Annotated in this window: 14 protein-coding genes; 4 read left to right on the top strand and 10 right to left on the bottom strand. The window is 72.6% G+C overall.

The window, feature by feature from the left end; all coding sequences use genetic code 11:
- Positions 1–40: 40 nt before the first annotated feature.
- Together HNR30_RS45720 and HNR30_RS45715 are read right to left on the bottom strand one after the other, a co-directional pair.
- Complete coding sequence (locus tag HNR30_RS45720) at positions 41–1,093, bottom strand: sensor histidine kinase (protein WP_181616512.1); 1,053 nt, start codon at positions 1,091–1,093, stop codon at positions 41–43.
- The gene (locus HNR30_RS45715) at positions 1,090–1,752 is read right to left on the bottom strand and encodes a response regulator transcription factor (RefSeq protein ID WP_181616511.1); all 663 of its coding nucleotides are present in this window, start codon (positions 1,750–1,752) and stop codon (positions 1,090–1,092) included. The genes HNR30_RS45720 and HNR30_RS45715 overlap by 4 nt, the downstream gene beginning before the upstream one ends.
- A gap of 112 nt (positions 1,753–1,864) precedes the next feature.
- Here HNR30_RS45715 and HNR30_RS45710 point away from each other — a divergent pair, with 112 nt between their 5' ends.
- Positions 1,865–3,337, top strand: a complete 1,473-nt coding sequence (locus HNR30_RS45710) for a DUF1349 domain-containing protein (RefSeq protein WP_181616510.1) — start codon at positions 1,865–1,867, stop codon at positions 3,335–3,337.
- Here the strand turns inward: HNR30_RS45710 and HNR30_RS45705 are convergent.
- Positions 3,285–3,941, bottom strand: a complete 657-nt coding sequence (locus HNR30_RS45705; protein WP_246380387.1) for a TetR/AcrR family transcriptional regulator — start codon at positions 3,939–3,941, stop codon at positions 3,285–3,287. The two genes, HNR30_RS45710 and HNR30_RS45705, sit on opposite strands and share 53 nt — an antisense overlap.
- Before the next feature lie 140 nt (positions 3,942–4,081).
- Between HNR30_RS45705 and HNR30_RS45700 the strand changes: the two genes are divergently transcribed.
- Positions 4,082–6,544 carry an MMPL family transporter gene (locus HNR30_RS45700; RefSeq protein ID WP_181616508.1) on the top strand — a complete coding sequence of 821 codons (2,463 nt, stop codon included), beginning with the start codon at positions 4,082–4,084 and terminating at the stop codon, positions 6,542–6,544.
- A 9-nt stretch (positions 6,545–6,553) separates the two neighbouring features.
- On the opposite strand, the gene HNR30_RS45695 is transcribed toward HNR30_RS45700, so the two are convergent.
- Genes HNR30_RS45695 through HNR30_RS45680 form a run of 4 tightly spaced genes read right to left on the bottom strand, consistent with a single transcriptional unit; the run spans position 6,554 to position 11,689 of the window.
- Positions 6,554–6,772, bottom strand: a complete 219-nt coding sequence (locus HNR30_RS45695) for a hypothetical protein (protein ID WP_181616507.1) — start codon at positions 6,770–6,772, stop codon at positions 6,554–6,556.
- 14 nt (positions 6,773–6,786) lie between these two features.
- Positions 6,787–8,922, bottom strand: coding sequence for a hypothetical protein (locus tag HNR30_RS45690; RefSeq protein ID WP_181616506.1), 2,136 nt, complete (start codon positions 8,920–8,922; stop codon positions 6,787–6,789).
- Positions 8,919–10,493, bottom strand: coding sequence for a peroxidase family protein (locus HNR30_RS45685; protein ID WP_181616505.1), 1,575 nt, complete (start codon positions 10,491–10,493; stop codon positions 8,919–8,921). Before HNR30_RS45685 ends, HNR30_RS45690 begins: the two co-directional genes overlap by 4 nt.
- Positions 10,490–11,689 carry a cytochrome P450 gene (locus HNR30_RS45680; RefSeq protein ID WP_181616504.1) on the bottom strand — a complete coding sequence of 400 codons (1,200 nt, stop codon included), beginning with the start codon at positions 11,687–11,689 and terminating at the stop codon, positions 10,490–10,492. Before HNR30_RS45680 ends, HNR30_RS45685 begins: the two co-directional genes overlap by 4 nt.
- Before the next feature lie 225 nt (positions 11,690–11,914).
- Between HNR30_RS45680 and HNR30_RS45675 the strand changes: the two genes are divergently transcribed.
- Positions 11,915–12,826, top strand: a complete 912-nt coding sequence (locus tag HNR30_RS45675; RefSeq protein ID WP_312895073.1) for an acyl-CoA desaturase — start codon at positions 11,915–11,917, stop codon at positions 12,824–12,826.
- Positions 12,827–12,829: 3 nt separating this feature from the next.
- Here the strand turns inward: HNR30_RS45675 and HNR30_RS45670 are convergent, their stop codons facing one another.
- Positions 12,830–13,552: a sulfite exporter TauE/SafE family protein gene (locus tag HNR30_RS45670; RefSeq protein WP_181616503.1), complete on the bottom strand. Its 723-nt coding sequence runs from the start codon at positions 13,550–13,552 to the stop codon at positions 12,830–12,832.
- A gap of 93 nt (positions 13,553–13,645) precedes the next feature.
- On the opposite strand from HNR30_RS45670, the gene HNR30_RS45665 reads away from it, so the two are divergent.
- The gene (locus HNR30_RS45665; RefSeq protein ID WP_181616502.1) at positions 13,646–14,344 is read left to right on the top strand and encodes a thioesterase II family protein; all 699 of its coding nucleotides are present in this window, start codon (positions 13,646–13,648) and stop codon (positions 14,342–14,344) included.
- On the opposite strand, the gene HNR30_RS45660 is transcribed toward HNR30_RS45665, so the two are convergent.
- Positions 14,325–19,109 (bottom strand): SDR family NAD(P)-dependent oxidoreductase, encoded by a 4,785-nt coding sequence (locus tag HNR30_RS45660; RefSeq protein ID WP_181616501.1) that lies wholly within the window; start codon positions 19,107–19,109, stop codon positions 14,325–14,327. The two genes, HNR30_RS45665 and HNR30_RS45660, sit on opposite strands and share 20 nt — an antisense overlap.
- On the bottom strand, positions 19,093–20,760 hold the full coding sequence (locus tag HNR30_RS45655) for an AMP-binding protein (RefSeq protein ID WP_181616500.1): 1,668 nt from the start codon (positions 20,758–20,760) through the stop codon (positions 19,093–19,095). The genes HNR30_RS45660 and HNR30_RS45655 overlap by 17 nt, the downstream gene beginning before the upstream one ends.
- Between the last annotated feature and the right edge of the window lie 20 nt (positions 20,761–20,780).

Here is a 20,780-nt window from a genome sequence, read left to right as displayed (position 1 = left end):
GTACGTTGCACGTAGCATTGCCGCCGCGCCCGGCGACGGCTCAGCCAGAAGCGGTGAACGTCACCGTGATCGACAGGCCGCCCTCCGGGCGGGGGCAGGCACTGAGGCCGGCGTGGTGGGCCTGGGCGACCGCGTGAACGATCGCCAGGCCGAGCCCGGAGCCGTGCGGTCCTGGGGCGAGTTTCTGGAACGGCTGGAACAGCCGCTGGATTTGGTCGCCGGCGATCAGCGGTCCGCTGTTGACGACCGTCAGCACCGCCCGCGTGCCGCTGGTCCGTGTGAGGACCCGGACGTGCCCGCCGTCGTGGTTGTGGCGCACGGCGTTGTCGACGAGGTTGGCGATCAGGCTCTCGACCAGGCGCGGATCGCCGGCCGTCAGCGCGGGCTCCAGGTCGGCGGTGAGGTCGCGGCCCGCGGCGCGCCCGGAGGCTAGCACCTCCCCGGCGACCAGGGCGAGATCGACACTCTCCCAGCGGGCGACGCCGCGCTCGCTGGTCGCCAGCGTGAGCAGGGACTGCACGAGCCGCTCCTGGTGCTCGCCCAGCGACAACGCCTCCTCGCACGCCGCGCGCAGGGTGGCGGCGTCGGCGTCGGGGTCGGCCAGGGTGACCTCCAGCAGCGTGCGCATCCCGGCCAGCGGGGTACGCAGTTCGTGGGAGGCGTTGGCGACGAAGTGCCGCTGCGCGTCGAAGGAGGCCTGCAGGCGGGCGAACAGGTCGTCGAGCGTGCGGCCCAGCTCGGTCAGCTCGTCGGCCGGCTCGCCCAGGTCGAGGCGCCGGTGCAGGTCACCTGCGGAGATCACCTGGGCGGTGGCGGTGATGGCGCGCAGCGGGCGCAGGAAACGCCCGGCGACGTACCACCCCAGCGCCAGCGCGACAGGGATCAGCACCAGCAGCGCCACGGCCGACCCGAGGAGCAGCTGCGGCAGGGCGATGCCCGCCTCGGAGCCGGGCGCGGGGCTCCCGTCGGGAGCGGTCGCGTCGATGCTGACCAGCGGCACGTCGACCAGCACGACCACCAGCACCCCGGCCGCGTAGATGCCCGCCGCGTAGGCCAGCGCCAGCCGCGCACGCAACGACCGGCGGGGCGTCATGCCGGGCCGATGCGATAGCCGGCCTCGCGCACGGTCTCGATCACCGGAGGATCGCCGAGCTTGGCACGCAACCGGTGCATCGTGTGCTTGACGGCGCTGCTGAACGGGTCGGCCGCCTCGTCCCAGGCCCGTTCGAGCAGTTCCTCCGCCGAGATGACCAGACCGGGTACGGCAAGCAGGCACTCCAGCAGGGCGAACTCCCTCGGGCTCAGCTCCAGCCGCCGCCCCGCCCGGACGGCTGTCCGGCGAGCGGGATCGAGGGTGATGTCACCGCAGACCAGCACGGGCGGCAGCGGCGGCGCGGCCCGCCTGCCCAGGGCGCGCACCCGGGCGACCAGCTCGGCGAAGGCGAACGGCTTGGGCAGGTAGTCGTCGGCGCCCAGGCCCAGCCCGTGGACCCGGTCCTGCAGGGTGCCCGAGGCGGTGAGCATCAGCACGCGCGTTTCACTGCGCCCGTGAGCGAGACGGCGGCAGATCTCGTCGCCGTGCACGCCGGGCAGGTCACGGTCGAGCACCACCACGTCGTACCTGGTGGCGGCCAGCCGTTCGAGGGCCGCGGTGCCGTCCAGGACCACGTCTACGGCCATGCCCTCGCGGCGCAGCCCGGTGCCCAGGGAACGGGCGAGAACCTCGAAGTCCTCGACGACGAGGACCCTCATCGTTCGCCGCCGGGTCGGGGTGCCATGGGGCAACGATGCCAGATCGCCGGTCGCAGCCAGGTCGCGGCGTCCGCGACCGGGCCGCGACCGGGGCCCGCGTACAACCGTCGGCATGACTTTCCTCACCCTCTACCGGGCGGAATGGGCCGGGTTGCGCCGCGTGCGTGGCTGGGCGCTCACCCTGGCCGCCTCCGTGCTGGTCACCGTCGTGCTCGGCCTGCTGGTGACCGGCGGCGCGCGCAGCACCTGCGTCACCGGGGAAGGCGAGGGCGCCTGCCCCGCGCCTCTCGTCGGCCCCGACGGCACCGCCGTCATCGACCGCTACTTCTACGTGCACCGGCCGCTCACCGGCGACGGCAGCGTCGTCGCCCGCGTCTCCGGCATGACCGGCCTGATCAGGATGCCGCATCCCGTGGCCGGGGTGCGGAACGTCGTGGAAGGGGTGGTGCCGTGGGCGAAGGCCGGGCTCCTGGTCAGGCAGAGTCTCAAGCAGGGCACGCCGTACGCGGCCGTCATGCTCACCGGCGACCATGGCGTGCGGATGCAGCACAACTACATCCACGACGTGGCGGGCGGCCCCCACAACGGCGCCCAGTGGCTTCGGCTGACCAGGGCGGGCGACACGGTCACGGGCTACGAGTCCGACGACGGCCGGGCGTGGACGAAGGTCGGCACGGCCGAGCTCGCCGGGCTGCCGCCGACGGTGGAGATCGGGCTGTTCGCCGCCTCGCCCGGCGCCCGGTGGGACATGGCCAGAGCGTTCTCGCAGGTCACGGCAACCTTCGACCAGGTCGCGCCGCAGGGCGCGAACGGGTCGTGGCAGCACGACGACGTCGGCGTCGCCATGGAGGCGGACGGCACGACGCCACATCACCCGGGCGGGGTCGTCGAGTCCGGTGACACGCTCGTCGTGACCGGCGTGGGCGACATCGGGCCCGCGGTGATGGAGGGCGGCCTGCGGGCCGACCTCACGCTGATCGGCGGGGCCGTGGGGATGGTCCTGGTGCTCGTCGTCGGCGCGAGAGCCTTCGGCAGGCACCGATCCCTGGTCGCCGGCGCCGCGGTCGTCGGCACGGCGGCCTTCGCCGCAGGGCTGCTCGCCTCGGGAATCGCCGTCCCGGCCGGGCTCGCGCTGTTGCGGGCCAACGAGAACCGGGTCCAGCCGCTCACGTGGGCCACCGAGCTGCGGGTGATCGTCGGCTTCGCGGCGCTCACCGCCGCCGCCGCCGTGCTGGCGTACGGCCTGGCCGCGCTGGTCAGGTGGCGGCCTGCGGCGATCGGGCTGGCGGCCGCCCTCGTCGTCGTGCCGTACCTGCTGGCCGGCGCGGGGGTGGCGCCCTGGCTGCTGCTCTTCACCCCGGCGGCCGGATTCGCGATCACGCAGAGCGTGCCCACGTTCGCCCACGTGGAGGTGGACGCGTCGCTGCTCGCGGGCTACTACCCGCAACCACCCTGGGCGGGCCTGGCGGTGACCTTCGCCTGGGCCGCGCTCGCGGTCGGCCTGGCCCACCGCACCGGCCTCGAGCGCCGGATCAGGGAGCTCCCGCCCAGCGGCGGCAGATGGACTGGGCCTGTTCCTCGGTGAAGCCCTCCACCAGCGGCGCGCGGCCCGGGCCCGATCGGAGGCCGTCGAGGAGCACCTGCAGGTAGCGGCGGTGCAGGCCGGGGCGTACCTGGCCGGAGTGCTGGGCGAGGTCGGTCACCAGCCACAGCACCATCACCACGTCGTCACCCTGGACGCCCTCGCGAAGGTCGCCCTCCACGGCGGCGCGTTCGAGCAGTGCGGCCATGACCTCGGCGACACGTTCGACCTCGTCGACGCCGAGGTCCCAGGCTCCCCCGCCGAGCGCCACGTCGCGCAGGCCGAGGTTGTCGACCAGCAGCTGGGTGATGCTGTCGAGGAGCAGTTCCAGTCCGTCCCAGGCGCGTGAGGCCTCGACGGCGCGCTGGGCGACCTCGATCAGCTCGTGCAGCGGTTCTTCCAGGGCCGCGCGGATGAGCTCGTCCTTGTCGGCGAAGCGCCGGTAGACGGTGCCGACTCCGACGCCGGCGCGGTGGGCGACCTCGTTGAAGCCGGCGGACAGGCCGCGTTCGGCGAACAGCTCGCGCGCCGCGCGCACCACGCGTTCCCGGTTGCGCTCGGCGTCGCGGCGCAGCGCACCGGGCTTGGCGGTGTCGGGTCGTGGCATCACGCGTCGAGCGTACCTCCAAGCGGATAGGTGGGATCAACATCACAGACCGAAGCGGATGAGCATCATCCGCTTCGCATTAGACTCCAGAATCGGATACCCGTTATCCGGTTATTTGCCCGCACTTCGGAAGGTCGACGATGGCTGAGCTGCTCTACCGGTTGGGCCGGTTCTCCGCCCGCCGGGCCTGGTGGGTGATCATCGCCTGGATCCTCGCCCTGGCTCTGGCCGTTGGAGCGTTCCTGGCCTTCGGCGGGACGATGAGCTCCACCATGACCATCCCGGGCACGCCGACGGCCCAGGTGACCGACCGGCTGAAGGCCGAGCTCCCGGTGGCCAGCGGCGGCACGGGAACGGTCGTCTTCCACGCCAAGGACGGCTCCCCGCTGACCGACGCCCAGCGCGAGGCCATCAGCGACACGCTGCGCGAGGTCGACGGGCTGGAAGGCGTCGACCAGGTCGCCGACCCGTTCGTCACCGCCGGCATGCGTGCGGAGCAGGCCAAGAAGGTCGAGGACGGGCTGGCCAAGGTCGACGCGGGCCGTGAGCAGCTGGAGAAGGGCCAGGAGCAGCTCGACGAGGCCCGCTCGCAGGCCGAGGCGGCCATCGAGCAGGCCGGCTCCACCCCGCAGCTGGAGGCCACCGTCGCCGGCCTCGACGCGCAGCAGGAGGAGCTCGACAAGCAGGACACCACGCTGAAGGAGTCGGAGCAGCAACTGCTCCAGGGCCGTGATCTGCTGTCCGCCTCCGAGGAGCTGCGCACCGTCTCCTCCAGCGGCTCGACCGCGATCGCGACCGTCGTGTTCGACAAGCCGCAGCAGGAGATCACCCCGGAGACGAAGGAAGCCGTCACCAAGACCATCGACGCAGCCCTTCCCGGCGGCGTCACCGCGGACTACTCCGCCGAGATCATGCAGGGCGAGATGCAGCTCGGCGGCGTCGGCGAGGCCGTGGGCCTGGCCGTCGCGGCGCTCGTGCTGGTCATCATGACCGGCACCCTCGTCGCCGCCGGGCTGCCGATCCTCAACGCGCTGCTCGGCGTCGGCGTGGCCGTCGCGGGCGCCATGGCGCTGTCGGGGACCGTCGAGATGACGTCGGTGACGCCGATCCTGGGCGCCATGCTCGGCCTGGCCGTCGGCATCGACTACTCCCTGTTCATCCTGCACCGCCACCGCAGGCAGCTGAAGGCCGGCATGCCGGTCGTGGAGTCGATCGGCCTGGCCAACGGCACCAGCGGCAACGCCGTCGTCTTCGCCGGCAGCACCGTGCTCATCGCCCTGCTGGCGCTGAACGTCACGGGCATCCCGTTCCTCGCCCTCATGGGCACCATCGGCGCCGTCGCCATCGCCGTCGCGGTGCTGGTCGCCGTGACCATGACCCCGGCGCTGCTCGGCCTGCTCGGCCGCCGGGTGCTCCCCCGGCGCGGCACCCCGTCGGGCGCCCACGCGGCGACCTCCGGCAAGCCCGTCAAGACGATGTCGGCCGGCAGCGCCGTCGTGCGCATCGTGGCCGGCATCGGTGTCCTGGCCGTCATCGCGCTTCCCGCCATGTCGATGCGCCTGGGCCTGCCGACCGGCGCCACCGAGGCGGCCGACTCCACGCAGTACCGGGCCTACACCACCACCGCCAAGGAGTTCGGCGAGGGCGCCAACGGGCCGCTGGTGGTCGTCGCCGACCTGGCCAAGGGCGTGAGCGGCGACGATCTCGTGCCCGCCCAGGCCGAGCTCGGCAAGCAGCTCATGGGCGTGGAGAACGTGACGGCCGTCGCCCCCATCGGCGCCAACGACGAGGGCACCGTCCTGGTCTTCCAGGTCGTCCCGACCGGCGGCCCGACCTCGGAGTCGACCGAGGACCTGGTCCACGACCTGCGCGGCCGTACGCTCGGCCTCGACGGGCATGACGCCACGTTGTCGGTCGCCGGCAGCGCCAGCGCCAACATCGACATCTCGGAGAAGCTGTCCGACGCCCTGCCGACCTATCTCGCCCTGGTCATCGGCCTGTCGCTGCTCATCCTGATCGTCGTGTTCCGCTCGATCCTGGTGCCCCTCATCGCCACGGCCGGATTCGTCCTGTCGTTGTTCGCGGCGCTGGGCGGCGTCACCGCCATCTACCAGTGGGGCTGGCTCGGCGACGTGTTCGGCGTCAGCGACCCGGGCCCGATCCTGAACTTCCTGCCGACCCTGATGGTGGGCATCCTGTTCGGGCTGGCCATGGACTACCAGCTCTTCCTCACCTCGGGCATGCGCGAGGCCTACGCCCACGGCTCACCGGCCAGGCTGGCGGTGGCCGAGGGTGTGCGCGCCGGGCGCGCGGTGGTCACCGCCGCGGCGATCATCATGATCTCGGTGTTCGGCGGGTTCATGTTCTCCCACATGACGATGATCAGGCCCGTCGGGTTCGCGCTGGCCTTCGGCGTGCTGGTCGACGCCTTCGTGGTCCGCATGCTGATCATCCCGGCGGTCATGCACCTGGCCGGGGACAAGGCCTGGTGGCTGCCGCGCTGGCTGGACCGCATCCTGCCCGACGTCGACGTCGAGGGCGCCAAGCTGGAGCGTCACCACCACGTGGACCTGGCCGAGCCGCGCGAGGCGGCGATGCGCTGACGGGAGAGGTCAGCCCTCGGCCAGGCGCCGCAGTCGCCTGGCGGCCGCGGCGAGGTCGCCGGAAGCGACCTCGCACGCGGCCCTGTGCGCGTCGACGAGCTCCCTCAGCCAGGTGGGGGCGTCGTCGCCCATGCCGGCGAGGACCCCCGCCAGCCGTGCCCCGCACTCCTTCACGATCCTGGCGTCGTTCTCCAGCGTCGCGGCGTGCTCCGCGGCGGAAGCGGTCATCGACTCCCCCGTGGTCAGGTGGTCTGGATGGGGACGCCCGCGTCGCGCAGGGTCTGGTGAACCGGGACGGAGGTGCAGAACAGGGCGCGCCTGCCGTCCAGGCCGAGCTCCCCGGCCAGGCGGGTGAGCGGGTCCGCGGGCGTTCCGACGCTCAGCCGTACCGTCGGCGCCGGATGGACGCGTGCGCGCCGCGCGCTCCTGATCACCGACCGGTAGGCCGCACGGCCGTCACGGGCGAAGCCGACCAGGTCTCCTGAGACGACGCCGAGGGCCGGGCCGAGTCGTCCTCGCAGCGTGAGCGCCGGTTCGACCCGCAGGTCCACCCCGCCGCCTGCGACGGCGACGCTCACGTCCGTGAACGTGGGCCGGTACCCCCACAGGGAGCCCGCGCGGCCGGCCAGGTCGCGGTTGTCGACCGCCGATGCCAGCAGGCAGACGCCCGCACGCCGGAACTGCGCCGACCGTGCCAGGTCGGGCCAGACCCGCAGCGGGCGCGCGCCCCACGGGTCGTGCACGACCACTCCGAGCATGACCTCCCGGTACGGCCCGGCGCTGGTGTCGTGGTTGGCGCCCACGTGCACGACGACCAGGGCGCGCCCGCCCAGACGCACGCAGCGCCCCAGTCCGTGCTCGTCGACAAGCGCGGCGGCGGCCCGGGGGTCGGCGGTGAAGAAGGCCGACAGCGCGCTTCCCGCGCGGCACCTGATCGGCATCTCCAGGCCCTCCTCGCGACGCGTCGGCACGCTCAGGAAGGGGTAGCCGTCGGGCCGGGGCGGGTCGTCGTAGAGCCGGTAGATCCGGCTGCGGGTGACCTGCCCCCGGTAGGGGGACAGCCGGTCGTCGATGTGCTCGCGGGCCTCGGGCAGGTCGCGTGTCAGGTTGGCGCAGTAGTGCTCGATCGAGTGGCAGGCGGGAAACAGGTGGGTGGGGTCGAAGTAGTCGACGACGTACCAGTCGGGATGCAGGTCGAAGCAGGTGCCCGCGCCCTGGCCGTCGAGCGTCGGGATGATGTCGTGCTGGTTGGTGACGCTGGCGACCCAGGTCCGCGGGTCGGCCGGCCGCTTGAAGTCGACGGGCGAACCGACCGCGACGGCGTGGGTGACGGTGTACCTGGCGCAGAAGCCGGGGTCCTGGACCAGGTTCATGATCGCCGACCCGCCCGCGCTGTGTCCCACGAGGGCCAGCTCGCCGCCCTGCGGGATGCCGTAGTCGTCGACCGCCTTGACCAGAGCCCTGCTGAAGGGACTGCTGGCGAGCACGGAACTGCTGAAGGCGCCTAGCAGGTCCTGGGGCGAGTCGGTGTCGGGCCTGCCCATGCGCATGCCGGGAGCCTGGACGACGTGGCGCTCGACCCCGTCGGGCCCGGTGACCGACTGGATCAGCACCCGGCCCGTGGGTCCGAGCGTGCCGATGTTGGCCAGGAAGTCGAGGAGGGAGCCCCGGTCACGAAGCCTGACGGCTTCGCCGGGGGCCGGTTCCGTGCGCCGGGCGGCTCCCTGGCCCCGGTCGAGGGCGGCGACGAAGCCGTTGCTGATCCCGAGAACCGGGTCGGCGTCGGCGTAGCGGGTTCCCGTGGCGATCAGCCAGGCGGTGCGGTCGTTCAGCGGGTTCTCGTCCAGCAGCGCCTTCAGCGCGAGCACCTCGCCGAACACCGGTGCCAGGTCGCTCAGGGCACGCACCGCGCCGCGGTCCTTCAGCAGGGTTCGCATGGCGCGGAGCGCGGCCAGGTCGCGGTCCTCGGAGACCGCCGTGATCAGCCGTCGCAGGTGGGCGTCCGCGTGGAGCTCGGGGTGGTGCAGCGCCACGGCGGCGATGCGCAGCCGCAGCGACGTGGCCAGCAGCAGGACCGCCAGGCTCTCCTGCCCGAGCAGGCCGCCGAGGCGTGCCGCGAGCCCTCCCAGGCGTCCGCCGGTCAGGGCGTAGCCGAGGCCGCGCCCGTTGGTCAGGGCGTGCGCCAGAGCTCTCTCGGCCTGGTACCAGGGCAGCGGCGCGCGTACCGAGGCGCGGAGCGTCCGGCTGTCGGTGAGCGCGGCGGTGGCGTGCGCGGAGGCCTCCTGGACGGCCGTGGCGACCTCGACGAACACGCGTGCCGCCGCCCTGAGCGGCTCGGCGTCCGCCGCCCCGTCGGGGTGGGCGTGGCCGTCGTTCACAACCTGTCCTTGCGGGTCATGCTGACGAAGCGGGAGCCCTGCTCCTCCGGAATGTTGCGGTTCAGGACGTCCGACAGCGACCGCGTCGTCTCGATGATCTCCATGCCGAGTGGCGAGAAGGTCTGCGCAGTGAACACGCGGGGCGCGAGCAGGGGATTGGTCAGTGCCTGGGAGAAGGCGTCGATCGCGATGATCTTGGTGAGGAGCGGTGGCAGGATGGCCTCGGGCGAGCCGGGCTCCTCGGCGAACAGGCCCACGTAGAGGTCCACGTCGTCCACGCTCCGGTAGAGCTCGCCCAGTGCCTGCCGTACCCGCGGATCTCCGGAGATCTGCTCGAACCGGCGCACGGGCGGGAAGCTGCAGTGCTTCCGGTAGCTGTTGTACGAGGCCAGCCCCAGCACACGCGAGTCGGCGATGCTGGACAGATCCACCGGGAGCAGGACCGGGTCGGTGTTGAACAGGCCGATCCGGCCGGCCCGCTGCGAAGACGCCTCCTCGAAGGCCGTGCCGAGTCCCGCCTTCACCAGGAGCGGTCCGGCGAACAACGTGCGAACCAGCGGCACGTCAGAGCCGCCGACCGCCAGCGTGGAGGGGATGAGGCTGTGCCAGCGGTAGACCAGGTTGAACTCCACCGACGCCCAGTTCTCCCGCTGCCAGGGCACGCCCGACAGCGCGGTCGTCAGGCCGGGGGTCAGGGAGAAGCGGAAGTGGTAGGGCGTGATGTGGTTGATGTACTCCTCGACGACCAGCTTGATGAGCAGGACGATGAGGACGTTGCGCGTCGTCTGGAACAGCCGCTCGTCGTCCCAGCGGGGGTGTCTGTCCGCCATCAGGCGGGCGATCCTGTTGTGCTCACGCAGGAACAGCACCGTGAGCATGGTGAAGCCGATCTGGCCGTTGCCTCGGTCGCTGCCGAGCGCGAAGAGCGTGGCACGCTGCTCCTGCGTCAGCGCCTCGAATCTGATCACGGAGAGCGGCGAGAACTCGGGCCGGATCCTGCCGTCCTCGCACAGATACGGCGGGAACTCCGCGCCGTCGATCTGCTGGCTCTTGAGCAGGCCGCCCTCGAAGGCTCGCAGCGCCGCCGTGGCCGCTCCGTCCAGGCCGTACAGGTTGTTGAGGTCGATGTGGTGGTTGGAGGTGCTTCTGCGCGGGTCACGCGGGGTCGAGGAGTCTCCCCGCAGGAAGCCGTCGGTGAACCACTGGGCGAAGTAGGCGAACAGCACGGTGGAGCGGGGGCACGGGATCATGCTCTCGCCGCGCGCGAACAGCGCCGCGGCGCGCTCCGGCGCCGGCAGGCCGGGCGAGGGGACACTGGGCGGCAGGTGCCGTCCCGCGTAGGTCCTGTCGGTCAGGGAGTCCCACGAGGTGTAGGGCGCCATGGTGCTCAGCGGTTCCGGACGCGGTGGCATCTCGCGGATCGCCTTGTCGATGAGCGCGGCGTTGAGGCGCCGCCGTACCGGCTCCACGTGCTGGATGGCCTCCCACAGGGGCTTGCCGTGGGTGAGAGCAAGGAACCTCAGGCGGTTCGCGGCGCCGTCGGTGGCGATGGTCCGGGCTTTGCTCGTCATCGGGCCTCCGTCCGGAGAGCGAGCTGGTAGCTGTCGGGGAAGGTGTGGGCGAGCCGTACGGGGTCGCCCTCCGGCGACGGCAGCGACGCGACCCCGCGTCTCAGCAGGCGGCGCACGACCTCGCAGACGACGGCCGCCGCCGGGTCGGCGCCAAGGCACGCGTGGTGTCCCATCCCGAAGAACAGGCGCTCGTGGTGCGGCCTTGCGACGCGGAACTCCTCCGGACTCTCCACCGCGCCGGCGTCGAACATCGCCGAGCACGGCGCCGCCAGCACGAAGGTTCCGGCCGGAATGCGGGTCTGCCTCGGCGTGCCCGCGGCCAGGACGTGGTCCTGCTCGCACACGCGCGGGAGCAGCTTGAAGAACGGGCTGAAGCGCAGGGCCTCCCAGACGTAGGGGTCGAATCGGCTCGGGTCGGGCTCCTTGGCCGCCTCCACGGCCTCCGCCAGCACCCCCGGACGGAGCAGAAGTTGTTCCACCGCCTCGGCCATGGCGCCGGGACCGCTCTCCACCCAGCCGAGCGGCAGCCCCGCCAGGTTGACGATCAGGCGGTCGTCGTCCACGCCGAGTTCGTCCGGCAGGCGGGTGCGGATCAGCCGGGCCACGATGTCCTGCGGCGGCGGGCCCTCGGCCGCCGCGATGGCGGCACGCCGCTCCTTCAGCACGCCCCGCAGGTAGTCGAGCAGGTCGGCGCCCGCCTGTTCGCCCGCTGCCCGCAGGTCGGGGTCACCCAGGTAGTTGGCGAAGCCGTCCACGATGATCGCCCTGGTCCAGGCGCCCAGCCGCGCGGGAGTGGGGCCGGGGATGCCGAAATAGCCGGCGCACACCCGCAGGGCCACGTGCCTGAAGAGCTCGTGCACCGCTTCGATCCGGCCGCGCTGCGCCGCCGCGTCGAGGGCTTCGTCGGCTGCCCGCCCTGCCAGCTCACGCACCGCCTCGGCGTCCTCGGGCCTGAGCATGGCCTGCATCAGGCCCTTCTCCCGCCAGTTCACCGGGGTCGCGTCCCTGCTCAGCATGAAGGGCCCGCCCAGCGCCGCCTCCAGGCGGGGGCCGAACGCGCGGACGCTGAAGACCCGCTCCAGGGAGAGCACCTCGCGCACGTCGGCGAACGTGGTGACCACCGTGAAGGCGGGGGTGACGAAGACGGGACGGTGTTCGCGCAGTTCGGCGAAGAAGGCTCGCCACCGCGTACGCATCCATCCGTGCGCCTGAACGACGGCGGCCGCTGGATTCTCACCCAGCGCCGCCTCGTATTGCTGGAGGAAGCCACCCTGCACGACGCCCCCTGATCGATCCGACCTGTACCTGACTCCTGGTAAGGATCTCCGGGAAGATCGGTGCAGTAATGACTCCGAAGAGTGACAGTGCGATCACCATCCGGAAACTTACGTCTCCTGGGCCGTGGTCGTTGAATCGATCTGGTGAGCCCTTCCGAGGAGACCGTGCCGGTGACCGCCGGACGCCGAACCGTCTACCTGCTGATTCTCCTGATCCTTCCGGTGGCGGCGCTGATCGCCGCCGTACCCGCCGTCTGGGGCTGGGGAATCGGGGTGCGCGATCTGGTGATCATGGCTGTGCTGTACGTGATCTGCATCTTCGGGATCGCGGTCGGCTACCACCGGCACTTCACCCACCGCGCCTTCCGATGCCGCAGGCCGCTGCGCATCGCGCTGATGATCGCCGGTGGGCTCGCGGTGGAAGGGCCCGTCACGCTCTGGGCGGCCGAGCACCGCCGCCATCACAAGTACGCCGACGAGCCGGGGGATCCCCACTCTCCCTGGCGCTACGGCGACAGCGGCATGGCGTTGCTGCGCGGGATGCTCCACGCCCACGTGGGCTGGTTCTACACCGCGCGCAGGCGCTCCAGCCGCGCGCACTGGGTGCCCGACCTGCTGGCCGATCCCGACGTGCGGCGCTTCGACGCGGCCTATCCCGCCGTGGCCGTGCTGTCCTTCGTCCTGCCCGCGGCGGCGGGCGGGCTCTGGTCGATGTCATGGGAGGGCGCCTGGACCGCCCTGTTCTGGGGCGGCTTCGTCAGGTACGCCGTGGTGCACCACGTGACCTGGTCGGTGAACTCGCTCGCGCACACGTTCGGCGACCGCCCCTTCCGCACCCGCGACAGGTCGAGCAATCTGCGGTGGGTCGCGCTGCTGACCCTCGGGGAGGGCTGGCACAACTGGCACCACGCGGAGCCGACGTGTGCCCGCCACGGCGTCCTGCGGGGGCAACTCGACCCGAGCGCGTTGCTGATCCGGTTCTTCGAACGGTCCGGCTGGGCCTTCGACGTGCGCTGGCCGGATCCCGCGCGGATGGAGAGGAGGCAGCGGCGGTGAAGGTCAGCGGCTGAGCGCGGCGCCGAAGGTGACGACCGCGCTCACGATCAGCGCGGCCAGCAGCACCTTGCGGAACTTGTCGGGGTCGATGCGGCTGAAGATCGCATCACCCAGGAAGTAGCCGACCTGCACCACGGGCACGCCCACCAGCCCGATCCACAACGACTCGGCGTTGACCTTGCCCGCCACGGCGAAGCCGACGAGGCTGAGCACGCTGGTGCCCGCGAACACCGCCGACAGCGTGGCGCGGAAGGTGGCGGGGTCGTAGCCCATGCCCTGGAAGGCGGCGACCATCGGCGGGCCGTTGGTGCCGGTGGAGGTCGACAGCGCGCCCGACAGCACGCCGACGCCGACCAGGACGGGGACGCTGCCCGGCACCTTCACCTGCCGCCACACCATCAGCGTGCAGACCAGCACCCCGATCGCGATGAGCACGGTCAGCACCTGCTCCGAGGCGATGCCGTACACCCACAGGCCGAGCGGCATGCCGAGCACGATCCCGACCATGGCGATCATGGCGACCTTCCACTCGGCGTGCTGGCGCTGGCGCACGGCGATGGTGACGGTCATGGCCAGAGCGGACAGCGTGGTGGCGACCACGGCGGTGTGCGGGTCGACCGCGAGAGCGAGCAGTGGAGTGGCGACGAGGGCGTATCCGAATCCAGTTACGGCATGCACCGTCGAGGCGATCAGAATGATCACGGCGGCGGCAAGCAACGTCGTCATCACTCATCTCACTTTGCCATAGATCTATATAAATGTGCCAGGATTTACTAGGAACTGGGAAATGGGTCAATTCGGCGAATAGGAGGCCGCGCGATGGAGCCCGCGAATTACGTGGTCAGCCCCGCATTCGACAGTGCGGAGGCCGTCATCTTCGTCCCGGGACTGGGCGGCCGCACCACGTTCGTCGAGCGGTGGAACGACCCCGGCCAAAGCCCCGTCATCCGCCGCGCGAACTGGAGCGAGCCCATGCGGGTGCCCTCCGTCGACGAGCGCGGCGCGGCGCTCGCCTCCCTGGTCGAGGCCTCGGGCGTGACCGGCGTCGTCCTCGTCGGCCATAGCATGGGCGCGCTGGTCTGCCTGGAGGCCGGCAGGCGCCTGGGAGGACGGCTGCGCGGCGTCGTCGTCATCTGCCAGTACCCGCCGCACCGCACGCCCCTGTCGCCGCTGGCCCAGCTGCCCGACCGGGCGCTGGCCGAGGAGATCGAGGCGCCGCCGCACATCTCCGGTACGGCGGCGCTCGCCGACTACGCGCGCCTGTGGCGCTCCGAGTACCACCTGCTCAACCGCTACCTGGAGTCCGACCCGCGCCCGGTGCTCGACGCGCCGATGGTCGCGGTCGGCGCGCGCGACGACGCCAGCTCCTGGAACGCCGAATGCCTGGGCGACTGGAGCAGGTACACCACAGGACGGCTGTCGGTGCACCTGGTCGACGGCGGCCACCAGGTCGTGGAGGAGATGGCCGCCGTGACCCTGCGCGGGTGGATCTCCGAGCTCACCCCGTCAGCCGTTTGAGCTCCAGACCCAGCGCGGCCACCGTCGGATGGTCGAAGATCACCGCGATGCCGACGTCCACGCCGAACTCCCTGCGGATCTCCTCCACCAGCCCCACGGCGGTGAAGGAGTCGCCGCCGAGCTCGAAGAAGTCCTCGTCGTCGCCGATCGAGTCGAGGCCGAACTCCGCGCACCACATCGCCGCCAGCCGCTCCTCGACCGACGTCTGCTCCGGCGCCTGCACCGTGGCCTGCTCCGTGGCCGGCGTGACGGCCGGCGTGGCGGCCGGCGTGGCGGCCGGTGCCTCTGGCTGCTCGCGGACGGCGCGGGCGGGGACCGCCTTCAGCACCGCGTCCTGGCCCGCCATCGTGACCGCCACCTGACGGTGGCTGGGCGCCGCCAGAAGGCGCATCAGCATCTCGACCCCGTCGGCGGGCAGAATCCCGTCGGCCGGCACGCGCCCCTCAACAGGCGCGGCACCTTCGGCAGGCACGATCCCTGCGGCGGGGGCGTCGCGGTTGGCGACCATCGACTCGTCGACGCGGCGCATGGTGAAGCCCCTGACCTCGACGGCGACCTCGCCCCGTGGCGTCACGACGTCGATGTCGGCCACGATCGTGCCCGGTCCGCTCGGGCGGCGCCGGATGTGGCTGTAGGCGAGGGCGGGGATCGGGCGGTGCGCCACGATCGACTGGTAGGCGAAGGGCGCGTGCGGCGGCTCGTGGTCGGGGTCACGAGCCAGCGACACCGCGGCGTCGAGCAGGGTGGGGTGCAGCGCGTGCTCGTCGAGCTCGTGACGGAAGGCCTCGGGGAAGGTCAGCACGGCCAGCCTGGTGGTGTGGTCGTCGCCGGACGACCACAGCTCCTCGCCCGGCCAGTGCGGGCCGATGGTGAACATCCGGTTCTGCGCGTCGTTCACGGGCACCCGCCGGTCGGGCAGCGACGCGCGCAACTTGTCGAGGTCCACCGTGGGGGCCGGCGTGTCCGCCGGGCGGATCTCGCCCGTGGTGTGCACGTGGGAGCCGCCGGCGTGCGTCGTGCGGACGGTGAAGCGCCACAGGCCGTCGTGCGGTTCGAAGCCCACCTCGAGCGTCACGGGCTCGGGTGCGGTGATCGGCCGGCGGAAGACCATGTGACGCATCTGCGCCGCCCGCCCGTCCGCCTGCGCGACCGTCTCGCGGAAGGCACGCAGGACGAAGTCGACCTGAGCCGTGCCCGGCAGCACGGGGATCCCGTCCATGCGGTGCTCGTCGAGGATCGGGTAATCGTCGGCCGACAGCGGGACCGACCAGCGGCGCACGCCGGGATCGCGCACCTGGCGGGCGGCCATCCCGACCTCGGCCCACGACGGCCAGTTGACGGTGACCGAGGCGCAGCCCTCCAGCGGGCCGCGGCGCATCACCGCGTCGAGGAAGGCGTTGGCCGCCGCGTAGTCGGCGCCGCCGACCAGGCCGCGCAGCGCGGCACGGCTGGAGAAGGCCACGAAGAAGGCCAGGTCAGGCCGCCCGCGCAGGACCTCGATGAGCGCCAGGGTGCCGTGGACCTTGGGGGCGAGGGTCGCGGCCATCTGCTCGCGGGTCCTGAACGGGATCATGCCGTCGCCCGCGACGCCCGCCAGGTGGAAGACCCCGTCGACGTGGCCGAAGGAGTCGAGCACGCGGCGCAGCGCGGAGGCGTCGGTCACGTCGCAGCCCTCGACGTGGCATTCGGCTCCGAGCGCCCTGACCTCGGCGAGCTCGCCGGGCTCGCGTTCGCCTGCCGTACGGCCCAGCAGGAGCAGGCGCGGGCGCAGCCCGGTCCCTGCCAGGCCGCGCGCGACGGCCAGCCCGAGCCCGCCCAGGCCGCCGGTGATGACGTAGGCCCCGCCGCGGCGCAGTTCGGCGGGGCCCACGCCGTCGGGAAGGAGCTCGCGTTCGCCCGGCACCCAGCGCCGGTCGCCCCGCAGGGCGACGATCTCCGACCGCTCGAGTGCGCCCAGCTCCGCGAGCAGGCGGTCGTCGAGCACGCCGCCCTGGACGTCGACGAGCTTGCAGGTGGAGCGCGGGTTCTCCAGCATGTGGCTGCGCAGCAGGCCCAGGAGCATGGCGCGCACCGGGTGCACGGCCTCTGCGCCCGTCACGTCGGCGGACCCCTCGGTGACGACGACCACGTCGCGCGCACGTCTGTCGGGAGCGCGCAGCGCCATCTCGCGCAGCAGCGTGACGACGCGGTGGAAGCCGGTGTCGAGCTGGCCGTCGATGCCGTCCAGGTCAGGCTCTGGCAGGTCGCCGAGCTGCGAGGCGTCGACGACCAGTTCGGGGTAGTGCTCCGGCTCATCGAGGACGCGGGCGAGGTCGGCGTCGGGCCGTACGAGGGTGGCGTCCCATCCCGCGCGGACGAACAGGCCCGCCAGCTCGTCCGCGCGGCCTGGGTCGCCGGGCAGGATCACCAGGGTGGGCGGCCGTACGGCGGTGACGTGGTGGGCGGCGGGCGCGGTCTCCACCCAGGTGGGCAGGCGGAAGACCGGGCGGCCGCCGGAGCCGTCGAGCTCGCCCGCCTCGGGCACGCCGGAAACGCCGGAGGCGCCGGAAACGTTGGGGGCGCCGGGGGCGCTCACGCGGTCGATCCAGTGGCGCTCGCGCTGGTACGGGTAGCCGGGCAGCGGCACCCGTTCGCGTGCGCCTGCCGTACCCAGGCACGACCAGTCGATCCGCGCGCCGAGGGTCCACATCCTGGCCACGGCGTTGAGGAAGGAGGCGCGTTCCGTGGCCGCTCTGGCCGGCCCGCTCGGGAGCGTCGGCACCAGCAGGTGACGCCGGTGCCTGCGCGCCCGCGTGGTGAGCGTGCGGCCGGGACCCGCTTCCAGCAGGATCAGCTCGCCGTCGGCCAGCACGGCGTCGAGCTCAGCCGCCGGGTGGACCGGCCGGCGCGGGCGGCGGGCCTCGATGCCGGTGGCGCCGCCCACCAGGCGTGCGGCCTCGGCGAGGGTGTGCACCCCGGCGAGCGCGGCGGCGGCGAGCTCGCCGACGCCGTCACCGACCAGCACGTCCGGCTCGACGCCCAGCGCGAGCCAGAGCCGCCCCAGCGCGTAGTCGACGCTGAACAGCTCCTCCGCGGCTCCTGGCGCGTCGAAGAGTGAGATGGCCTCGTCGAAGGCCGCACCGAACACCGGTTCCGTGCGCCGGAGCTCGGCCGCCATGCCGTCATGGCAGGCCTCCTGGCCGGGGAGGAGAAACACCACGCGCCTGTCCACCGGCTCCTGCGGGGTGACGATGCGCCTGTCGTCGTCGCGCACGGCGCGGGCCGCGTCGGCCAGGCTCTCGGCGACCACCGCGCCACGCACCGGGTACGGCGTGCGCCCCTGCTGGAGCGTGTACGCGACGTTCTCCAGCGGCTCGGCACCCTCCTCGAAGGAGCGCCCCAGCCGCCCGGGGTAGGCCTCGGCCGCGGCCGGCGTGCGGGCCGACCACACGATCAGCTGCGGGGAGGCGGCGACCGGCGCGGCGACGCGGTCGGGCGCCTCCTCGAGGATGGCGTGGGCGTTGGTGCCGCCGATGCCGAAGGAGCTGACCCCCGCCAGCCGCCGCTCGCGCGACCGGGGCCACGGCCGGAGCGCGGCGTTGACGGAGAACGGCGAGGCGCCCAGGTCGAGGAAGGGGTTGACCTCGTCGAGGTTGATGCTGGCGGGGATCTGGCCGTGCTGCAGCGACAGCGCGGCCTTGATCAGCGAGGTGACGCCCGCCGCGTGGCCCAGGTGCCCCACATTGCCCTTGACCGATCCGATGGGGCAACGCCCGGGCTCCAGCGCGCCGAACGCCTTGCGCAGCGCCGCGATCTCGATGGCGTCGCCCAGCCGGGTCGCGGTCGCGTGGGCCTCCACGTAGCCGATGTCGGCCGGCCGTACGCCCGCGACCTCCATGGCGCGCAGGACCACCTCGGCCTGCCGGTCGGCGCTCGGAGCGGCGAATCCGACCTTGTGGGCGCCGTCGTTGTTGACCGCGACCGACCGGATCACGGCCACCACCCGGTCGCCGTCGGCGACGGCGTCGGCGAGCCGCTTGAGCACGACGACGCCCGCGCCGCTGGCGAAGATCGTGCCGGTGGCGGAGGCGTCGAAGGGGCGGCAGTGGCCGTCGCGGCTCAGCGGGCCGTCCTGGGCCCACCGGTAGCCGTGGCCGACGGGGAACTCCACGTCGGCGCCTCCGGCCAGCGCGACGTCGCACTCGTTCAGGCGCAACGCGTTCACGGCGAGGTGCACGGCCACGAGCGAGCTCGAACACGCGGTCTGCACGGTCATGCTGGGGCCGTGCAGGTTGAGCTTGTAGGACACGAGGGTCGAGGCGCTGTCAGGGTTGTTCCACATGCCGACGGCCATACCGGTGGCGCTCCTGAGCGCCTCCGGGTCGCTCAGGACCCGGCCGATCCCGTAGCGGTTGGCGGCCACGGAGGAGAACACGCCCGCCCTGCCGAGCGCCGAGGCGTCGTAACCGGCGTTCTCGACGGCGGCGTGGCAGGTCTCCAGGTAGAGGCGTAACTGCGGGTCACACACCTCGGCCTCACGCCTGGTCAGACCGAAGAACCCCGCGTCGAACAGGTCGAGGCCCTCCGGCTCCGCCACCGCCCGCACGTAGGCGGGGTCGGCCAGAGCCGCACCCGAGACACCGCTCGACCTGAGCTCGTCCTCGGAGGGGAAACGCACCGCCTCCCTGCCCTCGACAAGGTTGCTCCACAACCGCGCGGTGTCGGCCGCGCCGGGGAAACGGCCCGCCATCCCGACGATGGCGATCGGCTCAGCGAGGTTGTCCATCGTGGTCCTCCCGCAGGTGGTCGGCGAACGCTCTGAGGTTGGGGCAGGTGAAGACCAGGACGGGAGAGATCTCCACGCCCAGCCGCGCGGAGACCTCGCCGACGAAACGCATCAGGGACATCGAGGTGAACCCCGCCTCGAAGAAGCCCTCGTCGGGGTCGAACCGGTCGTGGCCCAGCGCCGACCTGGCGCTGTCGCGCAGCACGTCCCACAGGTCCTGCGCGCCGTCCCGCGCGGGCGGATCGGCGAGCGGGTCGTCGACCTCGATGCTCGACGGCAGGACGGCGGGGTCCAGGCAGGCACGTAGCATCGCGCGGAGCTCGTCGACCCCGGCGGTCGCCTCAGGGGTGCGCACGACGGTCAGGCGCACCGAGCCGACGCCCGTGCTGTCCTCGGTGAAGCTCGCCCGCGCGTCCACGACGCCGGGGACGAGCATGGCCGCCCGCTCGATCTCGTCGAGTTCCACGCGTGCGCCGTTGACCTGGACCTGCCGGTCGGCGCGCCGTACGAAGCACAACGAGCCGTCGGGCAGGCGGCTCACGATGTCGCCGGTGTCGTACCACTGGCTCCCGTCGGGCCCGGAGGCCAGCATCGGGCTGCCGTCGGTGTAGCCGAGCGCGCAGGCGGCAGCCTCAACGTGCAGGCGGCCTTCCGTGTCGACCCTGACGGCGGCGTGGCCGAGCGGGCGCCCGATCGGCACCGGGTCGTCCGCGACGGCGCCGGGCTCCAGCCGGTGCATGCACAGCACCTGCGGGGTCTCCGACGCGCCGTAGCAGTTGGCGACGACGGCACGTGGCGCGAACGCCGCCGCCGACCGCAGCGCGGCGGCGGTGAGCCTGGCCCCCACCGAGCAGACCAGGCGCAGGCTCTCGACGGGACCGTCCGACGCGCCCGCCATGAGCTGGAGCAGGACCGGCGTCGCCTGGAGCACGGTGACCGACCGTTCGGCCAGCCAGGCCGCCGCCAGCCGGGGATCGGCGGCGGCGCGGTCGCCGGGGATGACCAGCGTCGCGCCGGTCAGCCAGGGCGCCAGCAGCTCGCGCAGGCTCGGGTCGTGGCCCGGCCTGCTGAGGAAGGCGACCCGGTCGGACTCGTCGACGGGCAGTTCCTTGAAGAACGCCAGGCTCGCCGCCTCGAAGGCGGCCCGCCCGACGACGATGCCCTTGGGGCTGCCCGTCGTGCCGGAGGTGAACAGGATGTGGCTGGCCTCACCGAGCAGCCCCTGACCGTACGGCACGGCGGTGGTCTCGCGCGGCTCCGAGCCGTACATCACGGCGGTGGTCTCGCGCGGTTGCGAGCCGTACGGCGTGGCGGTGTCGAGGAGTTCCAGTGACGGTCCGAGGAGGGCGGCGGCGCCGGTGGCGGCCAATGCGGCGCGGGTGCGCTCGGGGCTCCAGTCGCCCAGGATCGCCGGGACCGCCCCGGCGCTCCACAGCCCCATGATCCGCGCCACGAAATCGGGGCTGCGCTCGGCGGGGACGCCGACCACGCGGCCGCCCAGTCCGTGGGCGCGCACGAGGTCGGCGGTGCTCTCGCCGAGCGCGGCGACGTCGCCGAAGGTGTAGTCACGCCCCTCGCAGACCAGGGCGACGCTGTCCTGGTCTCGGGGTGTCCGGCCGATGAGTGCCGGCCCGGCGGTGCTGATGGTCACGCTGTCGTCTCCCTGAATGG

It is taken from the genome of Nonomuraea soli (genome assembly GCF_013761175.1).
Lineage (GTDB): Bacteria > Actinomycetota > Actinomycetes > Streptosporangiales > Streptosporangiaceae > Nonomuraea > Nonomuraea soli.
Note: the sequence above shows the minus strand (reverse complement) of the source record. Positions and strands in the feature narration are given on the sequence as shown.

Bases quoted from the DNA above. Each gene is read 5' to 3' on its own strand.
- HNR30_RS45720 (WP_181616512.1), bottom strand. From the start codon at position 1,093: ATGACGCCCCGCCGGTCGTTGCGTGCGCGGCTGGCGCTGGCCTACGCG.
- HNR30_RS45715 (WP_181616511.1), bottom strand. From the start codon at position 1,752: ATGAGGGTCCTCGTCGTCGAGGACTTCGAGGTTCTCGCCCGTTCCCTG.
- HNR30_RS45710 (WP_181616510.1), top strand. From the start codon at position 1,865: ATGACTTTCCTCACCCTCTACCGGGCGGAATGGGCCGGGTTGCGCCGC.
- HNR30_RS45705 (WP_246380387.1), bottom strand. From the start codon at position 3,941: ATGCCACGACCCGACACCGCCAAGCCCGGTGCGCTGCGCCGCGACGCC.
- HNR30_RS45700 (WP_181616508.1), top strand. From the start codon at position 4,082: ATGGCTGAGCTGCTCTACCGGTTGGGCCGGTTCTCCGCCCGCCGGGCC.
- HNR30_RS45695 (WP_181616507.1), bottom strand. From the start codon at position 6,772: ATGACCGCTTCCGCCGCGGAGCACGCCGCGACGCTGGAGAACGACGCC.
- HNR30_RS45685 (WP_181616505.1), bottom strand. From the start codon at position 10,493: ATGACGAGCAAAGCCCGGACCATCGCCACCGACGGCGCCGCGAACCGC.
- HNR30_RS45680 (WP_181616504.1), bottom strand. From the start codon at position 11,689: ATGCGTACGCGGTGGCGAGCCTTCTTCGCCGAACTGCGCGAACACCGT.
- HNR30_RS45670 (WP_181616503.1), bottom strand. From the start codon at position 13,552: ATGACGACGTTGCTTGCCGCCGCCGTGATCATTCTGATCGCCTCGACG.
- HNR30_RS45665 (WP_181616502.1), top strand. From the start codon at position 13,646: ATGGAGCCCGCGAATTACGTGGTCAGCCCCGCATTCGACAGTGCGGAG.
- HNR30_RS45660 (WP_181616501.1), bottom strand. From the start codon at position 19,109: ATGGACAACCTCGCTGAGCCGATCGCCATCGTCGGGATGGCGGGCCGT.